The 14,473-nt window shown below is 51.1% G+C and carries 13 protein-coding genes and 1 riboswitch; of the genes, 2 read left to right on the top strand and 11 right to left on the bottom strand.

Annotation, left to right across the window (positions count from 1 at the left end):
- Window positions 1–87 precede the first annotated feature (87 nt).
- Window positions 88–1,266, top strand: coding sequence for an MFS transporter (locus CIK90_RS02715; RefSeq protein ID WP_094464293.1), 1,179 nt, complete (start codon window positions 88–90; stop codon window positions 1,264–1,266).
- A gap of 317 nt (window positions 1,267–1,583) precedes the next feature.
- Here CIK90_RS02715 and CIK90_RS02710 read toward each other — a convergent pair whose 3' ends face one another.
- Entirely contained in the window at window positions 1,584–2,492 is a 909-nt protein-coding gene (locus tag CIK90_RS02710) for a cation diffusion facilitator family transporter (protein WP_094464311.1), read from the bottom strand.
- A 217-nt stretch (window positions 2,493–2,709) separates the two neighbouring features.
- Between CIK90_RS02710 and CIK90_RS02705 the strand changes: the two genes are divergently transcribed.
- Window positions 2,710–3,606, top strand: a complete 897-nt coding sequence (locus tag CIK90_RS02705) for a DMT family transporter (RefSeq protein WP_158216018.1) — start codon at window positions 2,710–2,712, stop codon at window positions 3,604–3,606.
- Window positions 3,607–3,698: 92 nt separating this feature from the next.
- On the opposite strand, the gene CIK90_RS02700 is transcribed toward CIK90_RS02705, so the two are convergent.
- The 10 genes from CIK90_RS02700 to CIK90_RS02655 all read right to left on the bottom strand — a co-directional run bounded on the left by CIK90_RS02700 (window position 3,699) and on the right by CIK90_RS02655 (window position 14,455).
- Entirely contained in the window at window positions 3,699–4,286 is a 588-nt protein-coding gene (locus CIK90_RS02700; protein WP_094464291.1) for a thiamine phosphate synthase, read from the bottom strand.
- Between the two features lie 24 nt (window positions 4,287–4,310).
- Window positions 4,311–5,084, bottom strand: a complete 774-nt coding sequence (locus tag CIK90_RS02695; protein ID WP_094391071.1) for a sulfide-dependent adenosine diphosphate thiazole synthase — start codon at window positions 5,082–5,084, stop codon at window positions 4,311–4,313.
- 32 nt (window positions 5,085–5,116) lie between these two features.
- Window positions 5,117–6,700, bottom strand: a complete 1,584-nt coding sequence (gene thiC, locus CIK90_RS02690) for a phosphomethylpyrimidine synthase ThiC (protein WP_094391070.1) — start codon at window positions 6,698–6,700, stop codon at window positions 5,117–5,119.
- Window positions 6,701–6,715: 15 nt separating this feature from the next.
- Window positions 6,716–7,345, bottom strand: coding sequence for a thiamine phosphate synthase (locus tag CIK90_RS02685; RefSeq protein WP_094433967.1), 630 nt, complete (start codon window positions 7,343–7,345; stop codon window positions 6,716–6,718).
- Window positions 7,342–8,157 (bottom strand): bifunctional hydroxymethylpyrimidine kinase/phosphomethylpyrimidine kinase, encoded by an 816-nt coding sequence (gene thiD, locus CIK90_RS02680; RefSeq protein ID WP_094434013.1) that lies wholly within the window; start codon window positions 8,155–8,157, stop codon window positions 7,342–7,344. Before thiD ends, CIK90_RS02685 begins: the two co-directional genes overlap by 4 nt.
- Window positions 8,158–8,251: 94 nt before the next feature.
- A riboswitch (TPP riboswitch) is annotated at window positions 8,252–8,350 on the bottom strand.
- Window positions 8,351–8,479: 129 nt separating this feature from the next.
- The gene (locus CIK90_RS02675) at window positions 8,480–9,709 is read right to left on the bottom strand and encodes a M64 family metallopeptidase (protein WP_094464290.1); all 1,230 of its coding nucleotides are present in this window, start codon (window positions 9,707–9,709) and stop codon (window positions 8,480–8,482) included.
- Window positions 9,706–10,056 carry a 2-amino-4-hydroxy-6-hydroxymethyldihydropteridine diphosphokinase gene (locus CIK90_RS02670; RefSeq protein WP_094433969.1) on the bottom strand — a complete coding sequence of 117 codons (351 nt, stop codon included), beginning with the start codon at window positions 10,054–10,056 and terminating at the stop codon, window positions 9,706–9,708. Before CIK90_RS02670 ends, CIK90_RS02675 begins: the two co-directional genes overlap by 4 nt.
- Window positions 10,057–10,067: 11 nt before the next feature.
- On the bottom strand, window positions 10,068–12,062 hold the full coding sequence (locus tag CIK90_RS02665) for a fructose-1,6-bisphosphatase (RefSeq protein ID WP_094464289.1): 1,995 nt from the start codon (window positions 12,060–12,062) through the stop codon (window positions 10,068–10,070).
- Window positions 12,059–13,162 carry a hypothetical protein gene (locus CIK90_RS02660; RefSeq protein WP_094464288.1) on the bottom strand — a complete coding sequence of 368 codons (1,104 nt, stop codon included), beginning with the start codon at window positions 13,160–13,162 and terminating at the stop codon, window positions 12,059–12,061. Before CIK90_RS02660 ends, CIK90_RS02665 begins: the two co-directional genes overlap by 4 nt.
- Window positions 13,163–13,225: 63 nt before the next feature.
- Window positions 13,226–14,455 (bottom strand): glycosyltransferase, encoded by a 1,230-nt coding sequence (locus tag CIK90_RS02655; protein WP_094464287.1) that lies wholly within the window; start codon window positions 14,453–14,455, stop codon window positions 13,226–13,228.
- Window positions 14,456–14,473 lie beyond the last annotated feature (18 nt).

Below are 14,473 nucleotides of genomic sequence, written 5' to 3'. Positions count from 1 at the left end.
TTTGATTATATGTTTTTATTTCGTAATTTTGCAATCACGTACAATCCACATGGATAAATTAATAAGATAATTGGCATAAGAATAGAAATGAAGCAACTGAAAGAGAATGAAGGGATAGCGCGCAGCCTGTTGATCACAATGGCTGTTATTGCGGGACTGACTGTGGCTAATTGCTACTACAACCAGCCTCTGCTGGAGATGATACGTCACGATATTGGGGTGAGCCAACATGAGGCAAACCTCATAACCGTTGTCACGCAGATAGGCTATGCGCTTGGCTTGTGTTTCCTGATTCCTATGGGCGACCTCTACTCGCGCCGACGCATCATTGTTGTGAATATGACGGTGGCTGCCGTGATGGCGGTCGTCATTGCTGTTGCCCATCGGGTATGGATGATATGGGGGGCGTCTCTGCTATTGGGCGCCTGCTCTGTCATTCCGCAGTTTTTCATACCTATAGCAGGACAATATTCTAAGAAGGAGAACAAAAGTAGGAATATGGGGGTCGTTCTGTCGGGACTGCTGACGGGTATTCTCGCTTCGAGGGTGGTTAGCGGTTACGTCGGTGAATGGCTTGGCTGGCGCGAGATGTTTGTCATCGCAGCTCTGGTGATGGTGCTGTGTATGGTGCTTACGCTCAAGATTATGCCGCAGATAAAAAGCAACTATGTGGGCTCATACAGGGGATTGATGGTTAGCGTGTTTGATATGGTTAAGAGCAACGGGCGCATACGGCTTTATGCCATACGTGCCGCTTTCAGTTTCGGCAGTATGATGGCTATTTGGTCGTGTCTTGCCTTCCGGTTGGCTGAAGCGCCGTTCTTCTCTGGTAGCGAGATGGTTGGAACATTGGGATTGTGTGGTATCGCTGGTGCCATAGCGGCAAGCGGTGTGGGCAAGCTCGTGAACCAATGGGGCATAAGAAAGATGAGTGTTTATGGGGCTTGCCTGCAACTGGTGGCGTGGGCTACGGCCTATCTGTTTGGTGATACTTTTATGGGACTTGTGGTGGCTATCATCTTGGTGGATATTGGTTTGCAATGTCTGCAGCTAAGCAATCAAATTGGTTGCATTCAGGAGGTGCCTCATGCTTCAAACAGGGCCAATACCATCTTCATGACTACCTATTTTATCGGTGGTTCTCTTGGCACCTATTGTGCCGGATTGGCTTGGATGCGTGAGGGATGGATGGGTGTGTGTGCGGTTGGAGTCGTCTTGGCTGTAATTTCGCTCTGCATAACATGTTTTAATGGAAGGAGAATTTAAATCCTGGAGGAAATCTTTAATAAAAATATGGCCTGTGGCCAGAAATCAATCATCAGAATTTAGACGGATTTTTTAGTTGCCTACGGCAAGAAATCTTTGGAGGAAATCTTTTTTAAGATGTTGCTTCGCAAGAAATAATCTGTAATTCAGGGAGGCAGCAAACAAAATCTTTAACAAAAATCTCAACTAATAATGCGCAACAGTACGTTGCTCTATAGGAGCGTTTTATTATGGATCGCCTTACAGGCTCGAAATCTTAACGAAAATCTAAAAAAAATCTTTAACGAAAATCATAAATTATAGATCATAGATCAGAACTAATCTTTTGTTGGTTCAATATGCAGCATAATGTGGGTGTCGGCACCAAACTCAGCTCGGATGGCCCGTTCGATGGAGGAGGCATGCTGATGGGCATCGGAGAGCTTGAGGTCGCTTGGTAAACGAAGATGCATTTCGATGGCGATATTATTGCCTATACGACGCGTGTAGAGTTGGTGGATGTCGCTTGCCAACGGATCACGATAGACGATGTCGCAAATCTTTTGTTCTACGGATTCAGGAAGACTTTCTTCTAAGAGTTCTCCTGATGCCTGACGCAAAATGCGAAAGGCGGCATAGAAGATCATGAAGCTCACTACAACAGCGGCAATGGGGTCGAGGACTGCCCATTGCTGACCAAGCATGATGGCTCCTCCAATACCTATGGCTGTGCCGATTGACGAAAGGGCATCGCTACGATGGTGCCAGGCATTGGCTTCAAGGGCTTGTGACTTGACAGCACGTGCAGTTTGGCGCGTCAGGCGGAATACGATTTCTTTGGCAACAATACTGACGATGGCAGCAAAGAATGCTAACACTCCTGGGACTTCTAACTGTTTGCCGTGGATGGCGTCAATGATCTTCATGATGCCGTTCCATGCCAGCATGATGGCTACAAGCATCAACGCCATTCCTACTATCGACGAGGCAATGGTTTCGTACTTTCCATGTCCATAGTCGTGGTCTTTGTCGGCAGGTTTGCTACTTAGCCTGACCATGACTATCACTACGATATCGGTAAGGAAATCGCTTAGCGAGTGTACGGCATCGGCTATCATGGCTGCGGAATGGCAGAAAATGCCTGCTGCAAATTTTGCCAATAGCAATACCATATTGACCACGCTGCCCATGAGGGTTACTTGATAGATTCGGCGTTCGCGAGAATCTTTTTTTGTTTTGCTTGCCATTTTTCTTTTATCGTTTGGTTGACCGTCAATCACGGGCTGCAAAAATACTATTTTTTTCTTAGACAGCCAAGCCTTCTGCCTATTACTTTTTGATGTATTTTACAATGGTTAGGGTATGGCCTGAATCAGTCATGAAGGTTTAATGGAAATTTGATGCAGAATGTTTTGTGTTTCACAAAAAAATCATGTACTTTTGCAGCTCTTTTGTACAAAGCATATGAATAGTCAGTTACGCGGTGTGGTTAATGGTATCATTTCTGGTGTATCGTTTGGAATGATACCTTTGTTTTCAATTCCTGTTATTGCTGCAGGAATGGATAATGTTAGCATCCTGGTATATCGTTTTCTGTTTGGTTCGGCAGCCATGCTTGCCATTCTCCTGTTGCGTAAGACGAATATGCGTGTGAGTCTGTCAGAACTGCTGCGTATCGTGTTGCTTGCCATCTTCTATATTACCACAGCCCTCGCAACACTTGAATGTTACAAGTATCTGTCGTCGGGTATTGCAACGGCTTTGGTTTATACCGACCCCATCTGGTGTGCACTCATCGGACTGGCATTTCTCGGTGATAAGTTCTCCATCAAACTCACCTCTAGTATTTTGTTAGCCTCTCTGGGTGTGATGATGATGACTGGTGTGTTTTCTGGAGATGGCACCTTCTCGATGATTGGTCTCCTATTGGGATTGGCGTCTGGACTGGCGTATGGTATCTATCTCATCCTTGTGCCTCGATTGAAAGTGAAGCACATCGCGAGTCTAAAACTCACCTTTTATGTGTTTTTCACGGGTATGTGGCTACTGATTGCCTATAGTCTGATGACCAACGGTGGGGTGGAAGAAGTTCCTGACAGCAGTTGCTGGCTTGACCTGGCGCTCTTAGGTTTGATTCCTACGGCAATAAGTAATATCTGCGTGACTGTTTCGCTGAAACTCATCGACAGTACGATCGTGGCTATTCTTGGTGCTTTTGAACCGCTGACTGCCATGGTGGTTGGTGTTGTGATACTGGGTGAGCCCTTGGGATTTATTGGTGTTGTCGGTGGGATGCTGATTCTCGTTGCCGTTGCTATTCTGACTATCAACCCACAGAAACTCAAGTTCATACGAAAGTAATGTGTTACACGGATTTTTAATATCTCACACGGATTACGGATTTTTTTCTTAACAAAAACCTCGGAAGTACCAACATGAAAATCTGTGAGACATTAGATCTCTTGCGAGATCTGTTGCAGATAGGCGGTGAAGGAGGGGAGAGTGGTGCGCTGCCAGATGTCGCCTAAGAATGCGGCACCACCGAAATGGTGGGACTTGAGGTATGGGAGATGGCGGGCGGTGACTCCACCTAAGGCTACTACCTGCTGGTCGATGATGCCAGAATGGGCGGCTTGCCGCAGGACGGACTCCTGGAATGCGGCGTGGTAACCGGTCTTGGAAATGCTGTTGAAGATGGGACTGAGAAATACGTAGTCGCACTGGGTCTTGCGCTCTGCTACCTCTGCAAGACTGTGGCACGAAGCGGAAAGGCTGCCGTGGAAGGCGGCGGGGGGCTGGGGATTGCGACGGTTGAGGTGAATGCCGTGGAGGGGAAACTCTTCGACAAGGTGGAAATGGTCGTGGAGCACGATGCGACCAAGCCACTGAGTAGGAACGGTGGCAAGAAACTGTCTGACGGCGTCTGCCGAGGCGGTGGGCTTGCGCACATGGAGCAGGTCGATACCGCTGCGGAAGAGGGTGTCGATGGTAGAAACCTCTCCCGGCAGAAAGTCGGGAGAGGTGATGACAATCCATTTCATAGGTTGCAGGATGAAGATGGATGGTTATTTCTTGAGTTTCTCGATGATCTGGTCGGCAACGCGCTTTCCTGACATCAGCATGCCACCGAAAATGGGCCCCATGCGAGGAGTGCCTGCCACTGCAGACGATGCCATGCCGCAGACGTAGAGGCCGGGGTAGATCTCACGGGTGCCTTCTACGACCATGCGCTCGCCTTCTATTACGTCGAGGGAACGCTCGCCGATAACACCGCCGGTGGCTGTGTCGAGGCTGATGCCGTTTTTGCGGGCAACGACCTTACACATCTCGCTGTCGTGACCTGTGCCGTCGATAACGCATTTCGCCATGATATTGAGCGGGTCAACATGGAGGCCTTCACGGAGTACTGGAGTCCAGTTGACCACAACACCACTGACAACATTGTTTTTGAAGATGACGTCTTCTACCGAATAGCAGTTGAAGATGGTGGCACCGGCATGAACGGCGTGGTAGAGCAGGGCAGATGTGCTCTCTACGGAGTCGATGGTGTAGAGTCCGTCTTCAAAGGCCTGATAGTTGATGTCGAAGTCCTTGACGATGTGCATGGCTTCTTCCTGAATGACAATCTGGTTGAACATCATTGCGCCTCCCCACATGCCGCCACCAGGAGACAACTTGCGGTCGAACTGGGCTACACGGAGACCTGCCTTGGCGAGGTAATAGGCGGCGACGATGCCTGAGGGGCCTCCGCCCACAATGGCTACGTCGAGATTCAGATTACGTTGGAGTTTGTCGAAATAGGTACTGATGATACCTTTTGATACTTGTGTTTCAATCATTGTTTGTTGTTGTTTATTGGGTTATAGATTTGTTACTTTTCTTCTTCGCAGCTCTTTAGGGAATGGCTGATGCGTGCTGCGCAGAAATTAGGGCCACACATGGTGCAGTAGTTGGCATCGACGGAATTGCTTGCCTTGTAGTATTCCAGGGCGCGTTCGGGATCTAACGAGAGGTTGAACTGGTCTTTCCAACGGAAGTCGTAGCGTGCCTTGCTCAGCGCATTGTCGCGGACGGTGGCACCGGGATGACCCTTGGCAAGGTCGGCAGCATGGGCGGCAATCTTATAGGTTACAACACCAGTGCGCACATCGTCTTTGTCGGGGAGGGCAAGGTGCTCCTTAGGGGTGACGTAGCAGAGCATGGCGGTGCCGTACCATCCGATCATCGAGGCGCCGATGGCAGAGGTGATGTGGTCGTAGGCGGGGGCAATATCGGTGACGAGCGGACCGAGGGTGTAGAAGGGTGCTCCGTGGCATTTCTCGATTTGGCGCTCCATATTCTCCTTGATCTTATGCATGGGAACATGACCGGGACCTTCGATGAATGCCTGTACGTGTTTGGCCCAAGCACGCTCTACGAGTTCACCCATGGTGTCGAGTTCGGCAAACTGCGCCGCGTCGTTGGCATCGTAGGTAGAACCGGGACGGAGGCCGTCACCAAGGGAGATGGCTACATCGTACTGGGCACAGATGTCGCAGATGTCATCGAAGTGCTCGTAGAGGAAACTCTCTTTCTGGTGTACCTTACACCATTTGGAGATGATACTGCCTCCGCGACTGACAATACCCGTCAGACGGGTGTCGGCAAGATGGATGTTCTTCAGACGGATGCCGCAATGGATGGTGAAATAGTCCACACCCTGTTCGCACTGCTCGATGAGCGTATCGCGGAAAATCTCCCACGTCAGGTCTTCTGCCTTGCCGTTGACCTTCTCAAAAGCCTGATACATCGGTACGGTACCTACGGGAACAGGGCAGTTGCGCAGAATCCATTCGCGCGTTTCGTGGATGTCTTTTCCCGTGGAAAGGTCCATCAGCGTGTCGCCGCCCCATTTGCAACTCCATACGGCCTTTTCCACCTCTTCCTCGATGCCCGATGTGGTGGCGGAATTACCGATATTGGTATTGATCTTCACCAGGAAATTTGTACCGATAATCATCGGCTCGCTTTCGGGATGCTTGCGGTTGGCTGGGATTACGGCACGTCCCTCAGCAATCTCCTTGCAGACAAATTCCGGGGTGATGTGGGTGGTAATGCCCAATTCCTCGCAGTTCATGTTCTCGCGTATTGCCACATACTCCATCTCTTGCGTGATGATGCCCTGTTTGGCGAAGTACATCTGTGTCTCTCCCGCCTTGCGACCGTCAATCCACGGTTGACGCAATTTAGGGAGTCCCTGTTTCAGGTCGATAGCCATATCGGGGTCGCTGTACGGTCCGCTGGTGTCATAGACATAGACGGGGGCATTGGCTTCTTCATGGCGCACATCGCCCTTGAAAGTGACGGTGGGGGTGAGGTTTACCTTTCTCATACCCACGCGCAGTTCCGGATAGCGTTTTCCTTGCAGATAGACTTTCTCGGAAGATGGATAATTGATCTTGATTTTTGTTTCCATTTCTTTTATATTGAGTTATTTGGCTATTTCTTTCTCTGTAAGACGGATGAAACGTTGCATCTCTTCCACAGGACTGTCGGCATTGAGGATGGCGCCGCTTACGGCAATACCGCTGACTCCAGTTGCCATGACGTCAGGGATGTCGGAGGACAAGATGCCGCCAATGGCTACGATAGGGATGGTGATGTGGTGGAGCTTCATCTGACTGACAATACGGCGGTAACCGTCTGCACCGAGGATGGGGGACAGTTTTTGTTTGGTGGTGGTGAAGCGGAACGGACCGCAGCCGATGTAGTCGGCTCCATCGCGGTAGAGTCGTTCGACATCGTCGAAGGTGTTGGCGGTGCCGCCGATGACATATCGGCTGCCCAGGAGTTTGCGTGCCTCACTCACGGGCATATCGTTCTTGCCGAGATGTACGCCGTCGGCACCTGCCTCCTGTACCCATTCTGCATGGTCGTCGAGGATGAATGTGGCATGACATGTCTTACAGAGTTGGCCGATGGCTGTGGCTGCCGCCATGAACGTATCTTTCGGCGCGTCTTTCATGCGGAGCTGGATCCAGCGACATCCGCCTGCCAAGGCGAGGCGTGCTCCTTCTACGTAGTCGTAACGGTCGTTGGTGTGTGTAATAAACTGTATCATTGTATGATTAGCTTTTCTGGGTTAAACAAATGGTTTACTGGGCCGTTGCCCCTTCCTATGCTGACATCCTTGCCGGCTTCTATGGCAGAGGACAGGTAGCACTTGGCCTGTTGTATCGCCTCGGGAAGGGATGAGCCACGGGCGATAAATGAGGCAATGGCGGAGGATAGGGTGCAACCCGTGCCGTGGGTGTTGCGTGTAGTAACGGTGGGATGGGAGAATGACAACGGAGGGGTGTCGGCTTGGTAGAGTACGTCGGTCTTGGCCTGTCCTTCCAGATGTCCGCCCTTGATGAGTACCGCCCTGCAACCGAGTTGCAGAATGTGGCGGGCGGCACGTTCTGTGTCGTCTATGCTGCGGATGGAGGTGTGGGAGAGGACTTCGGCTTCGGGGATGTTGGGAGTCAGCAGGGTGCATAGGGGGAGGAGGCGTTGGCAGAACGCCTCAACCGCATGGGGTTGCATGAGTAGCGCCCCGCTCGTAGAAACCATAACGGGGTCGATCACCAATGTGGCATGGGGATAAGGGGAGAGGGTGTCGGCAATGGCACGGATGATCTCTGCATTATTGACCATTCCCACCTTGATTACCTTTGGGGCGATGTCGTCCATGACCGCCTTGATCTGTCCGGCTACGATGTCTGGACGGATGGCTTGTACCGCCTGCACGCCAGTGGTGTTCTGAACGGTGACGGATGTGATGGCGGTAGCGGCATAAATGCCCAAGGCCGACATGGTCTTGAGGTCTGCCTGGATGCCGGCTCCACCGCAACTGTCGGATCCTGCTATGGTCAGTACGCTAATATACCTCATTTTGTTTTCATTTTTCTGAGGTACATCTGCTGACGTACTTTCAAAGACGATACGGAATAGAAACAGCTTCTGGATTTTTGCCTGAACCATCAAGGCGAGAAAAAAGAAGCAATCCCTTCGGCAGCATTACCTGCATCAGGTTCTATGGGTATAATCTCAGCAACACAATCGTGACGCACCCCTTATTTCTTCTTGTAAGTATGATACAAAGGTAGTGAAAAATTACAGATAATGATGATGATGGTCTGTTATTTAAGATTTATTCACATCGACAGCGACCCAATGGGTGTTGGATCGCTGTCGGACGGAAACCAGTTTCGGTTTATTTTTCGGTATAGAACTTGATGAGGCGGGTGAGGGCTTCTTGGCAGACGGGACAGAAGTCGGGGTGCTCGTTGGTGCGCATACGACAATCTTCCTGTCCGCGCCATACGCCATGGGTGAGATAGCCGCCACCCTCTACCAGCGAGGCGCGTCCTTCGTCGATGAGTTTCTGCCATTTGGCAGGATGCGTGGTGTGGGTGGTGAGGTTGGGTTCCCAGGGTTCGGTATCGGCAAAATACATGGGGTCGTCGTCACCGTAGGGATATTCGTCGCCAAGGCCGCCAAAGGAGTGACCGAATTCATGAACCACCACAGGAAGGAACTGTTGGCCACGCGTGTAACAGAGGTTGTAGGAATTGTAGATGCCTCCGCCGCCATAGTGGGCTGTATTCGCCAGGATAATGATATGTTCGTATGGTGTTCCTGCCAACAGGTCGTGAAGGCGCTTGAGGTGCAGGGTGGTCAGGTAGCGTGTGGAATAGAAGGTGTCGAAATGGCTTCCCAGGGCGGTGTCGAGCCAGATGTTCTTACCGGGTTGGCTGACGTCTGTATCGTGGGAAGGCGATTGGATGGCGATGATATTGAAACGATCCTGCAGTTGCTTGAATGGTTCGTGGCGAAACAGCGCCTCGGTGGCTGCACGGCAGTCGGCAAGATACTGATCCATCTGTCCGATGGTGTAGCCCTCGGCAACAAAAGCCACATGGATGCATCGGGCGGTGTCGGCAGCAGCATGAATCGTGGTGTAACGGCTCTGTTGGTGCTGGCGACGGATGAGGATGTCGGTGGGATTGACACGATGGGTCATCGACGCCATGGTGCGGGCATGATAGTCGCGCAGGGTGACGGTGATCTCTACAGCTTGGCGGGGGTAGGGAACGAGGAATACGTTTTCAAATGACCGACTGGTCTGCCGTGCTTCGGCAGTAGAGAGCCATTCCTGAAAGAGGGTGGAGAAGGAGTGGCGGTAGATGACGGTTCCTGTGGCTGCATCTTTCATGGTGATGTCGCCGTTGCCTTCTAAAGGCAGTTGGTCGAGATGATGACGCCGACCGTACCATCCGGCACTCTTGTGGAGTTGGTCGAGGTAGATATGCTGGCTCTTCTTGTCACCGGCAAAGATGTAGTCGAGGCGCAGGGTGCTGTCGTTGAAGAACTGTTGGAAATCTTGTGCCTGCAGACTGATGGCGGTCATGAGCAGGACAAGGAATGAGACGTAACGTTTCATAAGATGTCATTGATTAGTTGTTGGATATAAGGACGAGGCCAGTCGCGAAGGTGCAGCCGCTGTTGGTCGTACTGCATGAGGTCGAGATCGACAGACACCCGACTTCCCTGTCGGCCGCAACGCTGTTCTGCAGCCTTAAGCAACGCGTTGAGGGAGTCGGCAGACAAGTCGGTCGTGCCTTTGATCAAGCGGTTCATATACATGATGCCGCTGCCTTTGATGTCGGCAGTCCATAAGAGGCGACTGCATGTGGTGTCGGTCAGCATAGTCTGCAGCCATTGTGACGCCCACTGGATGTGGGCGGCCTGCCGATGGTTGGAACCGAGCGAGATGATTACTGTTGCCATAGGGTAGGGCACTATTTCTTTTCTTTCACAAAACCATGACGGTAGGCATAGAGCAGCTGTCGGAGGTCGTCAATCTGTGCACGCAGTTCGTCACCCTTGTCGGTATCTGCCACATGCATGCGATGGGTGGAGAGTTCGACCAACTGGGTTGTTGACTTGATGTCGGTACCTTTTCTGATAGCATCGGAAGCACTTGTGAAGGGTTCGTGTTGAACCAACTGGAATCCACGTGAGTGATAGACCAAGGTGTAGCCCGCAATACCCGTCTCGCTATGATACGCCTCGGAGAATCCTCCATCGATGACCATCAGTTTGCCATTGGCTTTGATTGGGTTCTCACCTTTGGAGGCATGGACGGGAACGTGGCCGTTGATGATGTGGCGGTTGGGGCCTGCCACACCGAATGCATCAAGGATGCGGTCGCATACTTCTTCGGAGTCGCGCAACTGGAAATAGTAGCCTTTCTCCTCTTTATAGGTCTCGCAGTCAGTAAGGAAATAACGCTCAAACGTAGCCATCTTTGATTTGTCAAACAAGGGTGAGTCTTTACCACACCAAAGATAGAGGAAATAGTCGATGGCGTACTGGCGAAGTTCCGGCTCTGTATCGCTATTGAATGCAGAACGGATGAGCATGCCCAAGCGTGTCATCAGTTCCATACCGCTGTAAAGCTCTCCATGATAGAGTGCAACGCTCTTCAGCGAACCGTCAGCATTGAGCGGACAGGAGGCGTGAAACAGCAGGTTGTGGTTGCTGATATTGTACATGCAACCATGTGACAGGAGCATCTTGACGTGCTTGTGGAGCTTCTCGCTGACTTGAAACGAGTGGTGGAGCTTCTCCATCAACTGTGTCTCTTCGGGAGTCAGTTCGAATGTCGGTTGACAGTCGGGACCTGATACGATAGTGGGGAAGAGGCAGGAAGTCATGGGGTAAGCGGTGTCGCCGATGGTGCAGGTGGCGTGAGCATAGTCAATCGCTTCGAGCAGACAACGGTCCTGCATTGCCCATTCTGTGCGGCGCTTGAAGATGGTAGCTTCTGTCTTGAACTGTATGACGGTGATGGCCTTGTGCATCAATGCCGTGAGGCGCATGGTCTTTTCATCGAGGTGGGAACCTTTCAGAAGTTTGGGTTTGAACTCTTTGCAGGGATCGTCGCCGTAGGTCTCCATGGCAAAGGTTGCCAATGGTACGAGGTTGATGCCGTAGCCCTCTTCGAGAGTGGCTAAGTTGGCGTAGCGCAGCGAAAGGCGCAGCACATTGCAGATACAGGCATCGTTGCCGGCAGCAGCGCCCATCCATAGAATATCGTGGTTGCCCCACTGGATGTCCCAGGAATGGTAATGGCGCATGGTGTCGAGGATGATGTGGGCACCGGATCCTCGGTCGAAGATGTCGCCCAGGATGTGTAATTGGTCGATGGCGAGTCGCTGGATGACGTGGCAGAGGGCGATGATGAAGTCGTCGGCACGTCCTGTAGAAATAATCGTATCTACAATCACGGTGACGTAGGCAGCCTTGTCGGTATCGTCGGTACGCTCATGAAGCAGTTCTTCGATGATGTAAGAGAAATCGGGAGGCAGCGATTTTCTAACCTTAGAACGTGTGTATTTGCTGCTGACGTCGCGGCAGACGGCCACCAACCGATGGATGGTGATATGGTACCAGTCCTCCAGATCGGATTCAGCGGCTTTGATGAGTTCGATTTTCTGTTCGGGATAATAGATGAGCGTGCACAGTTCTCGCTGTTCTTTGTCGCGGATGTCGCCGGCAAAGAGTTCGCCCACCTTACGCTTGATATTTCCAGATGCGTTTTTCAAAACATGCTGGAAAGCCTCGCTCTCACCGTGTAAGTCGGCAAGGAAGTGTTCTGTGCCCTTGGGGAGATTGAGTATTGCTTCAAGGTTAATGATTTCCGTCGATGCTGCCGCAACAGTAGGGAAACTGTTGGACAGGAGTTGCAAATAGTGCATGTCGCGACGGAGGGTAACGGATTCTTTCGTCATATCTTCAGATGGTTTTTGATTTGTCGTTCTATGTTTCGGGTGATGCGGTCGTTGAGTGGGGGGAATGGCATGAATCCTTCGTCGAAGCCGGTTTCCTCAACCATGACCTGCATCAGGCGTCTGGCGCTTTTCAGCAGCCGGAGTTCTTCTAAACTCTCTGTGAGTTTCTCTTCGTTGCAGTCGTGTTCGCGTAATTCTTTGTCGAGTTCGCATAGGTGACAGACAGTTAGTTTGTTACGGGATATGAGACGATGCAACAGTCGGAAGGTTTCTATCAGTCGTTTGTTTTCGCTGGTGAAACTCATTCCGATGGTTTCTTCTATTCCCTTTGACGGTTGGTAGTGGTCGGGAAAGAAGGGGTGCGACTTCATTTCGTCGAAGTGAGGGCAATCGCATTGCAGGATACGAAGTCCTCTGTCTATCAGCTGTTCAATTTGCTCCTGCTGTGCATAACAGCGGATCTGGCGCCACCCTTCTTCGTCAAGGTGTGGCGGCGTGTGTGATGCCGGCAGATTAAGCCAGCGGATATCTTGGGTGATTCCAGCCTTGATGGCCAGTCGGAGTGTTGACAAGGTTTCCGGTTGCATCAGTTCAATGGTATTGCTGTCCATGATGCGTCGGTAGATCTGTGTCAGTTGTCGGAGTGTTTCTTCGGCTGTGATGGAACAGGTGATAATGGGGTTGCGCACAATGATGATGCGTTTGTTCCAGTTTAGTTTGCGCAGACACTCTTCTTCCATGGCTCCCTCCACAACGATGGCATATGCCTGACTGATGATGCGGTGTTGGAACAGTAAGGCTTTAGGGAGCTTCTCTTTCCAATACCGCTGGTTGAAAAACCAAGGTTCCAGCTGTCCGTGGGGAGAGACGACCAAGCGAATGGCCTTGGTGCGAGCTTTGGTAAAAAGTCTGGCAGTCGATGTACGCCAGCATCCGTGTATGTGGAGGATGTTGATGTCTGCCATCTGGAGTATTTTCAGCGCCTCCTGGCAGTCTGTGGCGAAGAACATCGCAGTCTCATGTGAAGACACTCTTGACAGCATGGCGATATATTGGGCGGTCATGCTGTCTGTCTTGTCGAAGTAGTGTAGGATATTCATGAGACGTAAACTTGATTTGAAGTTTGAAAATTGTGATAATAGGCTGTGTGTGCTTCTCTGAAATTATTTTCGGATAAAATCAAAGCGGTCGGCTCGCCGATGCCGCCACATCAACCATGCGTTTTGCCAGACGGTTCGCACTTCAAGCCATGGTGCCTTCCACCAGGAGATGTGTTCGTCAAACTGTCTGCAGGTGCTGAGGAAGATGGTCAGTCGTGTTACCAATGTCAGCAGAAGGGCTATGGTGGCAGCAACGGTCACGACGAGGTTTGATGCGGATATGGCATAGGCAAGCGCTGCCATGGGAAGCAGCCATCCCAGATGGAGCATCCATTGGTCGGTGTTGCAGAGCAGTCGATGTCGTAATCCGCGCTTCATCAGCGTGCGACTCTCTAAATAGTAGAGATGGTCGTAAAGCCACGTCTTGTCAGCAGGGCAACGCTGACAGAGCTGCGCTTGAAAGTCATAGACAAAAGCGGTGCGGTCTGGTGTTGCCATCTCGTTGACAATGAAGTCGTATTCTCCCCGAAGATGAACCAGGTTGTGGAGAAATCCCTTTTGTTGGATAAAGTCTGATTTACGGAACATCAGATTACAGCCGATGTTACGATAGGCAATTCCGTTTTTGATGCGATGCAGTTGGTAACACAGCGTGTTGAGGCGGTCATAGCGCCAATAGGCAGGAGTGTCGGCATCATAACTGGTGTAGCCCATGACCAGGTCTTTGTCGTCGGTTGCGTGTTCCGCCATGGTTGCCAACCAGCGGTTGCCTGTGGGTTTGCAGTCTATGTCGGTTATCAATATCCAATCGCCCTTTGAGGCCTTGACGGCCATGGTAAGCGAGAGTTTCCTGCGGCTGATGTAATGGCTTGATTCGGGAATGAAAGTGGTGTAGAGCCGTGGATATTTAGCTTTTGCACGCGTAAGCACGTCTTGTGTATCATCCGTTGATGATTCATCGACAATGATGACCTCCCATTTTCCCCGGTACTGTTGTTCCAAGAGTTGGGGCAGTCTTTCTTCCAATTCACAGGCATTGTCGTGTACGGCCAGGACAATGGAAACAAACGGTAGTGCGGAGGTTACCCCTGTTGGGGTATGAACCTCCGTCGTCTCTGTAGAATCACTATTGCAGGTGCTTTCATCGACATCGTTCTCCGAGGCATTCTGTATGTCGTCAGCCATTTTGATACGGGGACGTCTTGCCATGCTACTGAACCAAGGAGAGATGAGGGCCAACAGCAATAGGAAAACAGATATTGCAATAGAGAAATAGTCGAATGTGATAGTCATAGTCCTTTGATGATGAGA

This window comes from Prevotella sp. P5-126 (genome assembly GCF_002251185.1).
Lineage (GTDB): Bacteria > Bacteroidota > Bacteroidia > Bacteroidales > Bacteroidaceae > Prevotella.
Note: the sequence above shows the minus strand (reverse complement) of the source record. Positions and strands in the feature narration are given on the sequence as shown.

Bases quoted from the DNA above. Each gene is read 5' to 3' on its own strand.
- CIK90_RS02655 (WP_094464287.1), bottom strand. From the start codon at position 14,455: ATGACTATCACATTCGACTATTTCTCTATTGCAATATCTGTTTTCCTA.
- CIK90_RS02670 (WP_094433969.1), bottom strand. From the start codon at position 10,056: ATGGCAACAGTAATCATCTCGCTCGGTTCCAACCATCGGCAGGCCGCC.
- thiC (WP_094391070.1), bottom strand. From the start codon at position 6,700: ATGGAAACAAAAATCAAGATCAATTATCCATCTTCCGAGAAAGTCTAT.
- CIK90_RS02705 (WP_158216018.1), top strand. From the start codon at position 2,710: ATGAATAGTCAGTTACGCGGTGTGGTTAATGGTATCATTTCTGGTGTA.
- thiD (WP_094434013.1), bottom strand. From the start codon at position 8,157: ATGAGGTATATTAGCGTACTGACCATAGCAGGATCCGACAGTTGCGGT.
- CIK90_RS02695 (WP_094391071.1), bottom strand. From the start codon at position 5,084: ATGATTGAAACACAAGTATCAAAAGGTATCATCAGTACCTATTTCGAC.
- CIK90_RS02665 (WP_094464289.1), bottom strand. From the start codon at position 12,062: ATGACGAAAGAATCCGTTACCCTCCGTCGCGACATGCACTATTTGCAA.
- CIK90_RS02700 (WP_094464291.1), bottom strand. From the start codon at position 4,286: ATGAAATGGATTGTCATCACCTCTCCCGACTTTCTGCCGGGAGAGGTT.
- CIK90_RS02685 (WP_094433967.1), bottom strand. From the start codon at position 7,345: ATGATACAGTTTATTACACACACCAACGACCGTTACGACTACGTAGAA.
- CIK90_RS02715 (WP_094464293.1), top strand. From the start codon at position 88: ATGAAGCAACTGAAAGAGAATGAAGGGATAGCGCGCAGCCTGTTGATC.
- CIK90_RS02710 (WP_094464311.1), bottom strand. From the start codon at position 2,492: ATGGCAAGCAAAACAAAAAAAGATTCTCGCGAACGCCGAATCTATCAA.
- CIK90_RS02675 (WP_094464290.1), bottom strand. From the start codon at position 9,709: ATGAAACGTTACGTCTCATTCCTTGTCCTGCTCATGACCGCCATCAGT.
- CIK90_RS02660 (WP_094464288.1), bottom strand. From the start codon at position 13,162: ATGAATATCCTACACTACTTCGACAAGACAGACAGCATGACCGCCCAA.